This window comes from Micromonospora ureilytica, assembly GCF_015751765.1.
GTDB classification, from domain to species: Bacteria; Actinomycetota; Actinomycetes; order Mycobacteriales; family Micromonosporaceae; genus Micromonospora; species Micromonospora ureilytica.
Window position 1 is genome coordinate 759,747 of sequence record NZ_JADOTX010000001.1, and the last position, 14,728, is coordinate 774,474.

Sequence of the window (14,728 nt, forward strand, 5' to 3'; positions counted from 1 at the left end):
CCGGCACCGATGGCATCAGGATCGCGGTCCGCGCGTGGCCTCGGGCCGGAACGACCGGGAAGTTGCGGAAAACTTGAGCCGGCGGACCGGAATGTGGGAGCGCCTGGCCTGTCGTTAGAGCGCGTCCGCAGCGGGTAGTCGCGGGAGCTGATCCGCGACGAGAAGGGGACACTCTGATGGCTGCCCAGACCAAGGTAGCGGTGATCTACTACAGCGCCACCGGCATCACGTACCAGATGGCGCAGGCCGTGTGTGAGGCTGCCGGGGATGCCGGCGCCGACGTGCGCCTGCGCAAGGTGCGCGAGTTGGCGCCGGACGAGGCGATCCGCTCCAACTCCGGCTGGCAGGCGCACCGCCTGGAGACCCAGGACGTGCCCGAGGCGATGGTCGACGACCTGGCCTGGGCCGACGTGGTGATCCTCGGCGCGCCGACCCGGTACGGCATGGTCGCGGCGCAGCTGAAGCAGTTCATCGACACCACCGGCCCGCTCTGGGCCCAGGGCGCGTTGGCCAACAAGGTCTACTCGGCCTTCACCTCGACGGCGACCTCGCACGGGGGTCAGGAGACCACGCTGACCTCGCTCTTCAACGTCTTCTACCACTGGGGCGGTGTCGTGGTCACCCCCGGTTACACCGACACCAGCCAGTTCATCGCCGGCAACCCGTACGGCCCCTCGCACACCAGCAACAACGGGGAGATCGCCCCGGACGCCGTGGCGCTCGAGGCCTGCGCGCTCACCGCCCGGCGCTCGGTGCAGCTGGGTGCCGCGCTGAAGGCGGGCCTGGCCGGCTGACCGACGGACGAGGGCGACCGGTGGCGCGGGCGGGGGCTCTCGGCCCGTCCGCGCCACCGGTCGATCCAGCCCTACCCCGGGGTCGGGGCGACTATGCGCCCCCGCGCGTCGCGGACAACTCGTCGGTGCGCGACGCGGGCAGCAGATCGGTCACCAGTTCGCTCAGCACGGCGAGCCCGTCCGGGCTGAGCACCGACTCCGCGTGGAACTGCACCCCGGCGAACCCGCGCCCCCGCAGGGCGTGCACGGCGCCGTCAGCCGGGTCCCGGGCCAGCTCCACCGGCCCGTACGCGGTGGCGAGCCGGTCGGCCCCGGCGCGGGCGGTGAACGTCGAGTAGAACCCGACCCGGCGGGGCCGGCCGAACACCGCCACCTCCCGCTGCAACCCCTGGTAGGGCGCCTCCCGGCGGTGCAGCGCCAGCCCCAGCAGCGCGGCCAGCACCTGATGGCTGAGGCAGACCGCGAGGGTGGGCCGGCCGGTCGCCAGCAGCCCGGTCAGCAGCGTCCGCAACGCCACCATCTTCGGTTCGTCGACGCTGCCCGGGTCGCCCGGTCCGGGACCGGCCACCACCAGGTCGTACTCGTCGACCGGGCCGATCGCGTGCCACGGCCGGGTGGTCACCGCGAGACCCAACGCGCCCAGTTGGTGGGCCAGCATGCCGGTGAAGGTGTCCTCGGCGTCCACGATCAACACCCGTCGGCCGACCAGGCCGGGTAGTCCGGGCGCGTCCGGTGACCGCTGGTCCAGCCAGAACCGCGCCAGCGGTGCGTTGCGCGCGGCCAGCGCGTCGCGTACCGCCGGGTCGTCGGCCAGCCGCGCGACCGGCCCGCGGTCGCCGACGGACGCCGCCGGCCCGAGGCCGAGCGCGGCCAGCACACCGGCGGCCTTGGCGTGCGTCTCGGCCACCTCGCCGGCCGTCGTCGAGTGCCGGACCAGGGTCGCGCCGACCGGCACCCGCAGGCGGCCGGTGGGGGAGATCTCGGCCGTCCGGATCAGGATCGGGGCGTCGAGCGTCTGCCGGCCGGCCTCGTCGTGGCCGAGCAGCGCCAGCACGCCCCCGTAGTAGCCCCGGCCCCGCCGCTCGTGCCGGGCGATCACCCGGCAGGCGTTCTCGATCGGGCTGCCCGTGACGGTGGGCGCGAACATCGTCTCGCGCAGCACCTCCCGCACGTCCCGGGTGCCCCGCCCGGCCAGCAGGTACTCGGTGTGCGCCAGGTGCGACATCTCCTTCAGGTACGGCCCGATCACCTGGCCACCGTGCTCGGCGACGGTGGCCATCATCTTCAGCTCCTCGTCGAGCACCATGTACAGCTCTTCGGTCTCCTTGGGGTCGGCCAGGAAGCGCAGCAGGGCCGTCCGGTCCGCGACGCCACCGGGGCAGCGGAAGGTGCCGCTGATCGGGTTCATCATCACCAGTCCGTCGTCGACGCTGACGTGCCGCTCCGGGCTGGCACCGACAAGCGTCCGGGTGCCGGTGTGCACCACGAACGTCCAGTACGCGCCACGCTCGGCGATCAGCAGCCGGCGCAGCGCCGCCAGCGCGGCCCCCAGCGGCGGGCCCTGCACGGTGGCGCGCAGGGCGCGGTGGATGACGAAGTTCGCGCCCTCGCCCCGGCCGATCTCCTCGGACAGCACCCGCTGCACGGTCCGCGCGTACTCCTCGTCGCTGACGTCGAAGCCGGCGTCGCTGGTGCGCACGGGTTCGTCGGGCAGCGCGGCGAGGGCGTCGGCCAGCGCGATCCGCTGGTGCTCGCGGATCTGGAGGAACTCCAGCGGGGCGCCGTCGTCGACGCAGGCGAAGCCGCGCTCGGTGATCTGCCGGTACGGCACCAGGGCCAGCGTCCGTGCCCCGGGAGTGCCGGGCGGCAGCGGAAGGTCGGTGAGCGCTTCGACGGTGTCGACCGGGCCGGTGAACAGGTCAAGTTCGTCGGCGCCGTCACGGCGCAGCAGCGCGAAGGGGCCGGGGTCGACGCCGTGGGCGACGGCGGCGAGCAGGTCGATCAGCTGGGTCATCGGGGTCTCCGTCGGGCTGGGCGCCGCCGTCAGGCGGCCCTGGAGCCGGGAGATCCGGCGACCGCCTCGATGGCGGCCGCGTGGATGGAGCTACGCGCGGGAGATGGCCGCCGGTTCGGCGGGCCACCAACTGGTCAGATGCGCGAGCATGTGATCCACCCTACGCGCCCGTCGGCCGGCTGGCACGGGGTAACTTGACCGGCGATGAACATTCTCGCGCTCGACCTGGGCACCTCCTCGGTACGCGGGCTGGTGCTGGACGCGGACACCCAGCCGCTGCCCGGCGCCCTGGCCCGCCGCAAGGTCGACCTCGCCATCGGCGACGACGGCACCGGCACGCTGTCCGGTCGGGACTATCTGGCGAACCTGGTCGAGTGCCTGGACGAGCTGGCCGACTCGGGGCACCTGCACGACGTCGGCCAGGTGGCGGTCTCCGCCCAGTGGCACTCGGTCCTGCCACTGGACCGCGCCGGCGCGCCAATGGGCCCGGTGGTCACCTGGCTGGACACCCGGCCCGTCCCGGCCGGTGGCACCGCCGGGCCGGCGGACCCGGACGGCTTCCACCAGCGCACCGGCTGCTGGTGGCACCGGTCGTACTGGTCGATGCGGTTGCCCTGGTTGCGCGAGCAGTCCGGTTCTCCGATCGCCCGGTTCGTCGGTCTGCCCGAGTACGTGCTGGGTGAGCTGCTCGAGACGGCGCCCATGTCGATCTCCCAGGCCTCCGGGACGGGTCTGCTGGATCTGCGCACCCTGCGGTGGGACGAGGAGGCGCTGACGCTGGCCGAGGCGCGACCAGATGAGCTGCCGGCCCTCGGCGAGCTGGACTGGCAGGGCCGGCTCCGAGACGACCTGGCTCGTCGGTGGCCGCAGTTGGCGCAGGCCCGGTGGTCACCGCCGGTGGGTGACGGTGGGGCGTCGAACGTCGGCTCGGGCTGCGTCGACCCGAGCCGGGCAGCCGTCACCGTGGGCACCTCCGCGGCCGTACGACTGATGCAGCGGATCCCGGCCGGCGAACAGATGCCCCGCCTCCCCGAGCGGCTGTGGCGTTACCGGGTCGACCACGACCACGTGGTGACCGGGGCCGCGTACGCCAACGGGGGCAACCTGTTCGCCTGGGCGGACCGGGAGTTGCGGTTGCCCCGGGGCGCCGAGCTGGACGCGGCGTTGGCGCTGGTGCCGGCGGGAGGTGGCCGACCGGCGGACCCCCGTTTCGGTGGCGACCGGGCACCCGGGCTGGCGCCGGCGGGCAGCGGTGAGCTGCGTGGTCTCAGCTTCGGCACCACCTCGGTCGACATCCTGGCCGGGCTGATGCAGGGGCTGTGTGAGCTGGTCGCCGAGGATCTCCGGGTGCTGGAGTCCACCATTGACAAACCGGTCGGGGTGGTGCTGGGCGGCGGCGCGGTGGCCGCCTCGGTGTGGTGGCGGCAGGCCTTCGCCACCGCGCTCGCGCCGCGACCGGTGTCGCATCAACGCAACCCGGAAATCGGCGCCACCGGTGCCGCGTTGGTGGCGCTGGGGCGCTTCGGTGACGCGATCGAGCTCGCCGACATCGGCCGGACGGACGAGCTGGTTTTACCGACCACGGCAGGACGTTCCCACCCGCAGTATCCTTCCTGAACCTTGGCCTCGCCCGGGCCGTTGACAGCGGTACCGAGCCTGGTTGGATGGACTGCGCTCCCCCGACCGCGGTGGACGCGGTAGGACGGAGGAGTCAGGGTGGCGGCAGGTCCCGACCCGGCGAACGGCGCGGTGTCGAACCATCGCCGACGCCGCTTCGACGTCCGAGTCGTTCCGCATCGACGGCGGTCGCCGTTCCGGCTGCGCGACTGGCGGATGAGCACGAAGCTCGCCACCGTGCTGGTGGTGCCGTCGATGGCGTTCCTGCTGCTCGCCGGTGTGCAGACCAGCACGCTGGTGGGGCGGACGACGGCGTTGAACGACTTCTCCAGTCAGGTCGGCATCGGCCGGCAGATCACCGCGGCGGTGCACCAGCTCCAGCAGGAGCGCGACCGCTCGGCGGGGGAGCTGGGTGAGCTGCGTAAGGGTGGTGACCGGCAGGCCGCCGCGAACAACCTGAAGCCGTTGCAGGCGGCGACCGACAAAGCCATCGTGGACCTCAGTCGGGCCGCCGAGCCACTGGCGGACGCGGACGCGTCCTGGCGGGTCGCCTTCTCCGAGGCGCTGGAGACGTACGACCAGGTGGTCGACATCCGCGCGGCGATTCCGCCGGCGGTGCTCAGCAGCGAGACGATCCTGTCCAACTACCACCGGGCCGTCGGGGCGTTGCTCGACCTGCTCGCCGAGCCGACGCCGGGTCAGAACCAGCCGGCGTTGAACGACGCGGTGCTGCGCTACGTCCAGCTGGCGCGGGTCAAGGAACTCTCCTCCCGGGTGCGGGCCCAGCTCTACGCCGCCGCCCGCGCCGGTGCGTACGGCACCGATGACCGGGTGGTCCTCGCCGACCTGCGCGGGCAGCAACTCACCGCGCTCGGCGCGTTCCGGGTGGCCGCGACCACGGAGCAGATCCGCCGCTACGACGAGACCTCGGTGTCGCCGAGGTTCCTGGTCGCCACCGGTCTGGAGGAGCGCAGCCTGTCCTCCGGCGCCGCGTCGCCGCAGGTGCTGCCGTCGGAGCAGTGGTGGTCGGCCAGTCAGCAGCGTCAGGAGTTGCTGCGCCAGCTTGAGGCGGGCGTGCTCGACGACGCCGTACACCAGGCCGAGGAGGCCAGCGACGACCAGCTGCGCACGACCCTGCTGGTCGTCGGCGGGGTCGTCACGGTCCTGCTGGCCGCCCTGCTGATCTCGTTGCTCATCGGGCGGTCGGTCGCCCGGTCGATGCGGCTGTTGCGCAGCCAGGCGCTGCGGATCGCCCAGGTCGAGTTGCCGGACGCCCTGGACCGGCTGAAGACCGTGACCGGCGGGGTGCCCCGCATCGACGTCGCGCCGGCGGTGGTCCGTTCGCTCGACGAGATCGGCGAGCTGGCCGAGGCGTTCGTGGCGGTGCACCGCAGCGCGGTCACGGTCGCCGTGGAGCAGGCGCTCATGCGGCGCAACGTCAACGCGATGTTCGTCAACCTGGCCCGCCGCAGCCAGGTGTTGGTGGAGCGCCAGCTGGAGCTGCTGGACGACCTGGAGCGCGAGGAGAGCGACCCGGACCAGCTGGAGAACCTGTTCAAGCTCGATCACCTGGCCGCCCGTATGCGCCGTAACGACGAGAGCCTGTTGGTGCTCGCCGGCACCGACTCCACCCGCAGGTGGAACCGCCCGGTCGGCCTCGGCGCCGTGTTGCTGGCCGCCGCCGCCGAGATCGAGCAGTACCAGCGGGTCCGGATCGAGTCGGTGGCCGACGTGCACGTGGTCGGGCACGCCGTCGGCGAGTTGGTGCACCTGCTGGCCGAGCTGCTGGAGAACGCCACGGCCTTCTCCCGCCCGGACACCGTCGTGGTGGTGACCGCCCGGGTCGAGGCGGGGGCTCCGCTGATCGAGATCGTCGACCGTGGTCTGGGCATGAGCCCGGCGGCGTTGGTCCAGGCGAACGAGGTGCTGGCCAGCCCTCCGGCCGCGGACGTCGCGGCGGTGGAACGGATGGGGCTCTTCGTGGTCAGCCACCTGGCGGCCCGGTTGGGCGTACGGGTGCGCCTGGACGGCGGCGAGGACGGCCTGGTCGCCCGGCTCGGCCTGCCCGAGATGTTGCTGGCTCCGGCGGGCAACGTGGAGCTGGATGCGCCACCGTCGGCGCGGATGCTGGCGGCGAGCGCGGCGCGGGGGGTGGCGTCGCCGTCCGGTTCCGTCCGGCAGGCCGCTGCCCCGATGCCGGGCGGCGCGGTACGCGACCTGCCGGTGGCCGGCCGCCCGCCGGGCGTCGGCGTGCCGCGTCAGGGCCGCCCGATGCCGGTGCGCGCCGAGGACGTGTTGACCCCGGTTGCTGCTCGCGGCAACGGCGGCGGCTGGTATTCGCGGCAGGGACCGACCGCGCCGACGGTGCCCGCACCGGCGGCGCCACCGGCAGTCCCGGTGACTGCCGGCACCAACGAGCGGGGATTGCCGGTGCGGGTGCCCATGGCGCAGTTGAGCGCTGTCACCCGTTCGGCACAACCGATGTCGGCACCGACCCGCACCGACCCGGACCCGGAGGCGGTCGGCGGCATGCTCTCGCGGCTCTACAGCGGAGTACGGCGCGCCGAGGCTGAGGACACCACCGAGATACCCGTGCCACCGTCCGGAGGGCACGACGAAGGGGGACGACGACAGTGACGACGTTGAGCCAGGAGGCGCGTGACCTGAGCTGGCTGGTGAGCGCGTTCGCGGAGCGGGTGCCCGGTGTGGCGCACGCGGTGGTGGTCTCTTCTGACGGGCTGCTGGTGGCGATCTCCGATCACCTGCCCCGGGACAACGCGGACAAGCTCGCCGCGGTGACCTCCGGGCTGATGAGCATCACCGCCGGCGCAGCCTCGATGTTCGACGGCGATGTCGTCAAGCAGACGGTGGTCGAGATGGGCCGGGGTTATTTCCTGGTGATGCAGATCCGCGACGGTTCGATTCTGGCCACGCTGGCCGCCGGTGACGCGGACATCGGTGTGGTGGGCTACGAGATGGCCCGGTTGGCCAAGCAGGCGGGGGAGATGCTCACCCCGGCCCTGCGGGCGGAGTTGCAGCAGGCGCTGCCCCGCTGAGTGAGCTGGCCGAGGCCCGGACGGTCACCGGCTCACCCGAGCCGAGCCGTCCGGGCCCGGCCGTCCGGGTGGCGGCGCGTTCAGAAGCCGCCGGCGGCGATGACGGAGCGGTACCAGGTGGCGCTGCTCTTGAGCACTCGCCGCTGGGTGGGGTAGTCGACGTAGACCAGGCCCCAGCGCTGCTCGTAGCCCTGGTCCCATTCGAAGTTGTCCAGCAGTGACCAGACGTGGAAGCTCTCCAGCGGCACCCCGTCGGCGATGGCCCGGTGCGCGGCGGTGAGGTGGTCGCGAAGGAAGCTGATCCGACCCGTGTCCTGGACGGTGTCGTCCGCGGTCAGCGTGTCCGGTGTGGGCAGTCCGTTCTCGGTGATGGTGAGCGGGATGGGCCCGTAGTCGCGGGTGACCCGGGTCAGCAGGTCGTACATCCCCTCGGGGTAGATCTGCTGCCACTCGGCCTCGGAGGTCGCCCAGCGGTGTGCGGTGCCGCCGTCGGCGGTGACGTAGATCGGGGTGTAGTACTGCACGGCCAGCAGGTCGACCGGCGCGGAGATGATCTTCAGGTCGCCGTCGCGGATGCCCTGGACCATCCGGCTGTGCGGGCCCAGGTCGGCCAGCAGGTCCTCCGGGTAGCTGCCCCGGAACAGGGAGTCGAGGTAGAGGCGGTTCTCGTAGCCGTCGTAGAGGTGGGCGGCCGCGGCGGCCTGCGGGGAGTCGTCGGCGGGGTAGCAGGGGTGCAGGTTGAGTGCGGGGCCGATCCGGCTGTCGCTGCCGCTGGCTCGCAGCGCGCCGACGGCGAACCCGTGCGCGAGCTGCAGGTGGTGGGCCACCAGGTACGCGGCGTCCGGGTCCTGCCGGCCGGGGGCGTGGTGGCCGGTGAGGTAGCCGTTCTGCACGACGGTCTTGGGCTCGTTGATGGTGAGCCAGGCCGGCACCCGGTCGCCGAGGGCGCGGAAGACCACATCGGCGTAGTCGGCGAAGCGGTGGGCGGTGTCGCGCGACTCCCAGCCGCCGGCGTCCTGTAGCGCCTGGGGAAGGTCCCAGTGGAACAGGGTTGCCATCGGGGTGATTCCGCGCTCGTGCAGACCGTCGAGGAGTCGACGGTAGAAGTCGAGGCCGCGCTGGTTGGGCGTGCCGGTGCCGTCGGGCTGGATCCGGGGCCAGGAGATGGAGAAGCGGTAGCTGCGCAACCCGAGGTCGCGCATGAGGTCGAGGTCCTCGGCGTACCGGTGGTAGTGGTCGATGGCCACGTCGCCGGTGTCGCCGTTGCGGGTGCGCCCCGGGACGCGGCTGAAGGTGTCCCAGACCGACTCGCCGCGCCCGTCCTCCTTGGCGGCGCCCTCGATCTGGTACGCGGAGGTGGCCGCGCCCCAGCCGAAGTTGTCCGGAAAGCGCAGCGGGCCGGCGGGCCCAATAGGTATCGACATGGATTCTCCTCATGGATACGGGGCCACCGCCGAAAGATTCGGGAGCGCTCCCATGATAGGGCAGGCGCTGCCGGCCGGTCAGCCGGCCGTCAGAACGGCCGGGGGCTGGCGGGTGGGAGACGGGTGTGGCCCCGAGCAGCGAACGAGGCCGTCCGGGCGGCGCGGCGCGCCTGTCCCGTCGGCCTCTTTTCCTATCGTGTACGGGGGTTTAGTGTGGGGACGGGGGAGGGCAACCCCCGTCCCCACCGTAACTGCACACACACGGGCGAGATTTGGGTCCTGCCGTGCGTGTCGCGCGGGAGCCGGGCCACGCGAGTGGCTCTGGTTCCACCTCCCTCCCTGTGGCGGGACGATGGCTGACGACGGCGTCCGGGCTGGCCCGTCGTCGGCCCTCGGTTCGGTTCACTGGGCTCGTCAGAGACGACCCCAGCGATCTTCTTGTTGGAACCTTGTCGATGGAAGCGCTCCCATCGACCGATGTTGCGACTGTAACGCCCGTCACGCCTTTGTGAAAGCCCCAAAACGAGATCGAAACAAGGAGCTGATCCGCCGCTCCGTGCGCTTGTTGTGGGAGCGCTTCCATGGCACACTGTCGATTCGACGCGACAGGAGCCACATCGCGTGAGTGCGGGTCCACCGAGGGCAGCCGGCAGCACCAGCTCCGGTCACGGTCACCCGATCAGCCGGCGGGACCCCCTCCCGTGCGGGCCGCATCGCCCCAACCCCGGCCGGGCCCGGGGAAGACCACCTTCCCGGCGCCTCGACATCCCCGCGGACCACCACCCTCGCGGGCAGGCGCCTCGCCGGGGACCATCCCGGCCTGGTCCGAGGAGACACCGCGCACATGAGACAACTGGCAATACGCCGCCGCGTGGCGCTCGCCGCCGCCGCGCTGCTCGCCATCGGCGGGGTGACCCTGCCTGCGGGCGCCGCACAGGCCGCACCCGCCTGCGACGTGGTCTACGCGACCAACGACTGGAACACCGGCTTCACCGCCAACGTCACCATCAAGAACCTGGGCGACCCGGTGAGCAACTGGACGCTCAAGTGGACCTTCCCGACCAGCGGTCAGCGGGTCACCCAGGGCTGGTCGGCCCGGTTCAGCCAGTCCGGCAGCGAGGTCACCGCGACCAACGAGTCGTACAACGGCAACCTCGGCACCGGGGCCTCCACCACCATCGGCTTCAACGGCGCCCACACGGGCAGCAACCCGAAGCCCACCTCGTTCACAGTGAACGGCACCCCCTGCAACGGCACCCCGGCCAACCAGCCGCCGACTGTCTCGCTCGGCCTGCCGAGCGGGCCGTTCACCGCGCCGGCCGACGTGCCGCTGACCGCCACCGCCAGCGACCCGGACGGGACGATCAGCAAGGTCGAGTTCTACCGCAACGGCCTGCTGATCAACACCGACACCAGCGCTCCGTACTCCTACACGCAGGAGGACCTGCCGGCCGGCAGCTACACGGTGCAGGCCAAGGCGTACGACAACGCCAACGGCATCGGGGTCGACGAGAAGGCGTTCACCGTCGGGGCCGCCAACGGCCCGACGCTTGTCGCCACGCCGTCCGCGCTGAGCGTCGCCGAGGGTGGCACCGCCACCTTCAACCTGAAGCTCAGCGCCGCGCCGACGGCCAACGTGCCGGTCACCCTCACCCGCACCGGCGACGCCGATGTCACGGTCTCGCCGAGCACCGCCACGCTGACCCCGAGCAACTGGAACACCGGGGTCACCGTCACGGTCGCCGCGGCGGAGGACACCGACACCGCCGGCGGCGCCGCCACCATCACCGCCTCCGCCACCGGTCTCGCTTCGCTGGCGGTCAGCGCCACCGAGATCGACAACGACACCCCCGGCGGCGACAACGCCTACACCGCCAAGTTCCTCGAGCAGTACGGCAAGATCAAGAACTCGGGCTACTTCAGCCCCGAGGGCGTGCCGTACCACTCGGTGGAGACGCTGATCGTCGAGGCGCCCGACCACGGTCACGAGACCACCTCGGAGGCGTTCAGCTTCTGGCTCTGGCTGGAGGCCTACTACGGCAAGGTCACCCAGAACTGGGCCCCGTTCAACAACGCCTGGACGGTGATGGAGAAGTACATCATCCCCACGCACGCCGACCAGCCGACCGCCGGCTCCGCGGGCACCCCCCAGTACGCCGCTGAGTACAACCTGCCCAGCCAGTACCCGTCGGCGCTGAACCCGAACGTCTCGGTCGGCCAGGACCCGCTGCGCTCGGAGTTGCAGTCCACCTACGGCACCGGCGACATCTACGGCATGCACTGGCTGATGGACGTCGACAACACCTACGGCTTCGGCCGCTGCGGTGACGGCACCACCAAACCGGCCTACATCAACACCTTCCAGCGGGGCACCCAGGAGTCGGTGTGGGAGACCGTTCCGCAGCCCTCCTGCGACACCTTCGAGCACGGCGGTCAGTACGGCTACCTCGACCTGTTCGTCAAGGACACCGGCGCCCCCGCCAAGCAGTGGAAGTACACGAACGCCCCGGACGCCGACGCCCGCGCCGTGCAGGCCGCGTACTGGGCGCTGACCTGGTCCAAGGCGCAGAACAAGCAGGCCGACGTCGCGGCCACCATCACCAAGGCCGCCAAGATGGGCGACTACCTGCGGTACGCGATGTTCGACAAGTACTTCAAGAAGATCGGCAACTGCGTCGGGGCGAGCACCTGCGCCGCCGGCAGCGGCAAGGACTCGGCGCACTACCTGCTGTCCTGGTACTACGCCTGGGGCGGCGCGTACGACGCCAGCCAGAACTGGTCCTGGCGGATCGGCTCCAGCCACAACCACTTCGGCTACCAGAACCCGTTCGCGGCCTGGGCGCTGACCAACACCCCGGAGCTCAAGCCGCAGTCGTCGACAGCGGTCGCCGACTGGACCAAGAGCTTCGAGCGGCAGCTGGAGTTCTACACCTGGTTGCAGTCCGCCGAGGGCGGCATCGCCGGTGGCGCCACCAACAGCTGGGACGGTAGCTACGCCCAGCCGCCGGCCGGCACCAGCACCTTCTACGGCATGTTCTACGACGTCGACCCGGTCTACAACGACCCGCCGTCGAACCAGTGGTTCGGTATGCAGGCCTGGTCGATGCAGCGCATCGCCGAGCTGTACCAGCAGACCGGCAACGCGAAGGCCAAGGCGCTGCTGGACAAGTGGGTTCCCTGGGCGATCGCCAACACCACCCTCGGCACCAACTGGTCGATCCCGTCGGACATGGCGTGGACCGGTCAGCCGACCACCTGGAACCCGTCCAACCCGCAGCCCAACACCGGCCTGCACGTCGAGGTGATCAGCAAGGGTCAGGACGTCGGTGTCACCGCCGCCTACGCCCGGATCCTGATCGCGTACGCGGCCAAGTCGGGCAACGTGGCGGCGAAGGACACCGCCAAGGGGCTGCTCGACGCGTTGTCGGCCGCCAGCGACGCCAAGGGTGTCTCCACGACCGAGAAGCGTGGCGACTACCGGCGCTTCGACGACGTCTACAACGCGTCCACCGGGCAGGGCCTCTACGTCCCGTCGGGCTGGACCGGGACGATGCCGAACGGCGACGCCATCGCCGCCGGCAAGAGCTTCCTCGACATCCGGTCCTTCTACAAGAACGACCCGGACTGGCCCAAGGTGCAGGCGTACCTGGACGGCGGTGCGGAGCCGAGCTTCAACTACCACCGGTTCTGGGCGCAGGCTGACGTCGCCATGGCGTACGCCGACTACGGCAGCATGTTCCCGAACGGCTGAGACGACCCGGGGTGGGTGGCGTGGACCGCCCACCCCGGGGTCCGGCCCGGGTCCGGGGAACGACGGACCGGGGCTGGCGGGACGGCCTGACACCCACGGTCAGGCCGGGGTGGGCCGGCCATCTGGCCGACGCAGCGGATCGGTCGGCCCACCCCACCGCCCGGACTGAAGCCAACCGCGAAAAAGCCCAGAAATTCGGGCCGCTGCGGGATCACACCGAGGTCCGTGACGGAGTAACGTACGTCACCGGAGAGGCCGCTCCCCCCGTGGCGGCCTCTCCACTTTTTTGCCCCGAGTCCGGCCGCCTTTCCGCCCCAGGTTCGGCCGCGTTCGGCCGGTCAGCGCGGCGGCGCGACCGGGTGGCGCAGACCCGGGTGCCCGGCCGGCAGCGAGTGCCGCAGCACCACCCAGCTCAGCGCCAGCGCCGCGGCGACCAGCGGCCAGGTCAGCGCCACCCGGGCCACCACCAGCGCGAGCACCTGCCCACCCAGGTAGAGCGGCACGAACACGGCGAGCCGCAGCAGGTAGGTAGCGGTCCACACCCAACTGGCCCGGCCGTACCCCCGCAGCAGCGCCGGGTCGCGCCGCCACCGGGCGCGCTGGCCCAGCACCCCGCCGACCAGCACGCCGAGCAGTGGCCAGCGGATCAGGATGCTGACCGTCCACGCCAGAGCGCTCGCGGCGTTGGACAGCACCTGGATCAGAAAGAAGTTCTCGGCCCGGCCGGTGCGCACCGCGATCAACGCCGCGACACAGACGGCCAGCAGCCCGATCAGCACCGAGCGCGGCCGGTCACCCCGACGCAGCCGTACGCCGGCCACCACCGCGCCGACGGCCAGCGCCGCGCCGACCCCGCCCCACAGCGACTCGCCGCCCAGCAGCCAGCCCGCGGCGAACGCCAGCGGCGGCAGGGTCGCGTCGACGGCACCGCGTCGCCCGCCGAGCAGATCCGCCAGCGACTCGGTCCGCGCCGGCTCTCCCGGACCGGTGGCGGCGCCGGCCGAGGTGGGCAGTCCCGACCCCCGGTCGTCGCCCCCGCCCTGCTCCGAACCGGGTTCGGCCGGGCCGCTGTCGCGCTCCGGTGTTCCGTTCACCACCGCCTCCTCGCCTCCGGCACAACCTAACCGGCCATTGGCGGCGGGCCACCGCTTGGACCTCCGACACCTGCCGCTACGGTGTGCGGATGCGCGCGACGGCACGGGGTTGGACCGCGGTCTGGTTGGTCGTACTGGCCCTTGTCCAGGCGGCCGCCTTCCTTGCCGTGTGGCGGGTGGCCGTGCACTTTGAGATCGGCCAGTGGGTGGACACTGTCGCCCTCACCGGCAACCGGATCGGACAGGACACCATCGACGGTCCGGTGGACCGGATCCTCAACGCGATGTCGGTGGTTTCGCTGCTGGCGGCCACCGCGATGATCGGGTTCATCGCGCTGATTCGGGGGCGGATCGCCCTGGCGATCACCGCGACCCTGCTGATCGCCGGAGCGAACGTCACGACCCAACTGCTCAAGTACGGGCTGAACCGGCCCGACTACGGTCTCGACCCGGAGCGCGCCGCGGTGGGCAACAGCCTGCCCAGCGGGCACACCACTGTTGCCGCCTCGGTGGCGGTCGCGCTGATGCTCGTGCTGCCGCGCAAGGTGCGGGCCGCCGGCGCCTTCATCGGTGCCGGCTACGCCGCCGTCGCCGGGGTCGCCACCCTCTCGGCCGGCTGGCACCGGCCCAGTGACGCGGTCGCCGCGTACCTCGTGGTGGGCGTGTGGGCGGCGTTGGCCGGGCTGCTCCTGTTGGTGGCCCAGCGGGAGCAGGCCGAGATCGCCCCCGGCGACGCGCACCGGACCGCGGCTCTGGTGCTCGGGCTCGGCGGTGTGCTCGCCCTGGTCGCCTGCGGGCTCGCCCTGTCCTGGCTGATCGACCTGCGCGACACCGGGCCGGAGGAGCTGACCCGCCGCCCCCTGTTCGTCGGGTACGCGGGCAGCGCCGCCGGGATCGCCGGCACGATGGCCGTGGTGATGGCGCTGGTGCTCACCGTCGTGCACCGGTTGGTGCCTCGGGTCAAGGGCTGAGCCGTCC

9 protein-coding genes are annotated in these 14,728 nt (G+C 71.9%); 6 read left to right on the forward strand and 3 right to left on the reverse strand.

Annotation, left to right across the window (positions count from 1 at the left end):
* The first annotated feature begins 176 nt into the window (after nt 1-176).
* Nucleotides 177-794 carry an NAD(P)H:quinone oxidoreductase gene (wrbA, locus tag IW248_RS03495; RefSeq protein ID WP_196925615.1) on the forward strand — a complete coding sequence of 206 codons (618 nt, stop codon included), beginning with the start codon at nt 177-179 and terminating at the stop codon, nt 792-794.
* A 91-nt stretch (nt 795-885) separates the two neighbouring features.
* Here wrbA and IW248_RS03500 read toward each other — a convergent pair whose 3' ends face one another.
* On the reverse strand, nt 886-2,808 hold the full coding sequence (locus IW248_RS03500; RefSeq protein ID WP_196925616.1) for an anthranilate synthase family protein: 1,923 nt from the start codon (nt 2,806-2,808) through the stop codon (nt 886-888).
* A 204-nt stretch (nt 2,809-3,012) separates the two neighbouring features.
* Between IW248_RS03500 and IW248_RS03505 the strand changes: the two genes are divergently transcribed.
* The 3 genes from IW248_RS03505 (at nt 3,013) to IW248_RS03515 (ending at nt 7,481) form a co-directional block, all read left to right on the forward strand.
* The gene (locus IW248_RS03505; RefSeq protein WP_196925617.1) at nt 3,013-4,425 is read left to right on the forward strand and encodes an FGGY family carbohydrate kinase; all 1,413 of its coding nucleotides are present in this window, start codon (nt 3,013-3,015) and stop codon (nt 4,423-4,425) included.
* A gap of 99 nt (nt 4,426-4,524) precedes the next feature.
* Nucleotides 4,525-7,062 carry a sensor histidine kinase gene (locus IW248_RS03510; RefSeq protein ID WP_196925618.1) on the forward strand — a complete coding sequence of 846 codons (2,538 nt, stop codon included), beginning with the start codon at nt 4,525-4,527 and terminating at the stop codon, nt 7,060-7,062.
* Entirely contained in the window at nt 7,059-7,481 is a 423-nt protein-coding gene (locus IW248_RS03515; RefSeq protein ID WP_088988684.1) for a roadblock/LC7 domain-containing protein, read from the forward strand. The genes IW248_RS03510 and IW248_RS03515 overlap by 4 nt, the downstream gene beginning before the upstream one ends.
* A gap of 80 nt (nt 7,482-7,561) precedes the next feature.
* Here the strand turns inward: IW248_RS03515 and IW248_RS03520 are convergent, their stop codons facing one another.
* Complete coding sequence (locus IW248_RS03520; RefSeq protein WP_196925619.1) at nt 7,562-8,905, reverse strand: GH1 family beta-glucosidase; 1,344 nt, start codon at nt 8,903-8,905, stop codon at nt 7,562-7,564.
* A gap of 844 nt (nt 8,906-9,749) precedes the next feature.
* On the opposite strand from IW248_RS03520, the gene IW248_RS03525 reads away from it, so the two are divergent.
* Complete coding sequence (locus IW248_RS03525; RefSeq protein ID WP_196925620.1) at nt 9,750-12,656, forward strand: glycoside hydrolase family 48 protein; 2,907 nt, start codon at nt 9,750-9,752, stop codon at nt 12,654-12,656.
* A 338-nt stretch (nt 12,657-12,994) separates the two neighbouring features.
* Here IW248_RS03525 and IW248_RS03530 read toward each other — a convergent pair whose 3' ends face one another.
* Complete coding sequence (locus IW248_RS03530; RefSeq protein WP_196930024.1) at nt 12,995-13,669, reverse strand: DUF3159 domain-containing protein; 675 nt, start codon at nt 13,667-13,669, stop codon at nt 12,995-12,997.
* A gap of 164 nt (nt 13,670-13,833) precedes the next feature.
* Here IW248_RS03530 and IW248_RS03535 point away from each other — a divergent pair, with 164 nt between their 5' ends.
* The gene (locus tag IW248_RS03535; RefSeq protein WP_196925621.1) at nt 13,834-14,721 is read left to right on the forward strand and encodes a phosphatase PAP2 family protein; all 888 of its coding nucleotides are present in this window, start codon (nt 13,834-13,836) and stop codon (nt 14,719-14,721) included.
* The last annotated feature ends 7 nt before the right edge of the window (nt 14,722-14,728 follow it).

Bases quoted from the DNA above. Each gene is read 5' to 3' on its own strand.
- IW248_RS03525 (WP_196925620.1), top strand. From the start codon at position 9,750: ATGAGACAACTGGCAATACGCCGCCGCGTGGCGCTCGCCGCCGCCGCG.
- wrbA (WP_196925615.1), top strand. From the start codon at position 177: ATGGCTGCCCAGACCAAGGTAGCGGTGATCTACTACAGCGCCACCGGC.
- IW248_RS03520 (WP_196925619.1), bottom strand. From the start codon at position 8,905: ATGTCGATACCTATTGGGCCCGCCGGCCCGCTGCGCTTTCCGGACAAC.
- IW248_RS03500 (WP_196925616.1), bottom strand. From the start codon at position 2,808: ATGACCCAGCTGATCGACCTGCTCGCCGCCGTCGCCCACGGCGTCGAC.
- IW248_RS03505 (WP_196925617.1), top strand. From the start codon at position 3,013: ATGAACATTCTCGCGCTCGACCTGGGCACCTCCTCGGTACGCGGGCTG.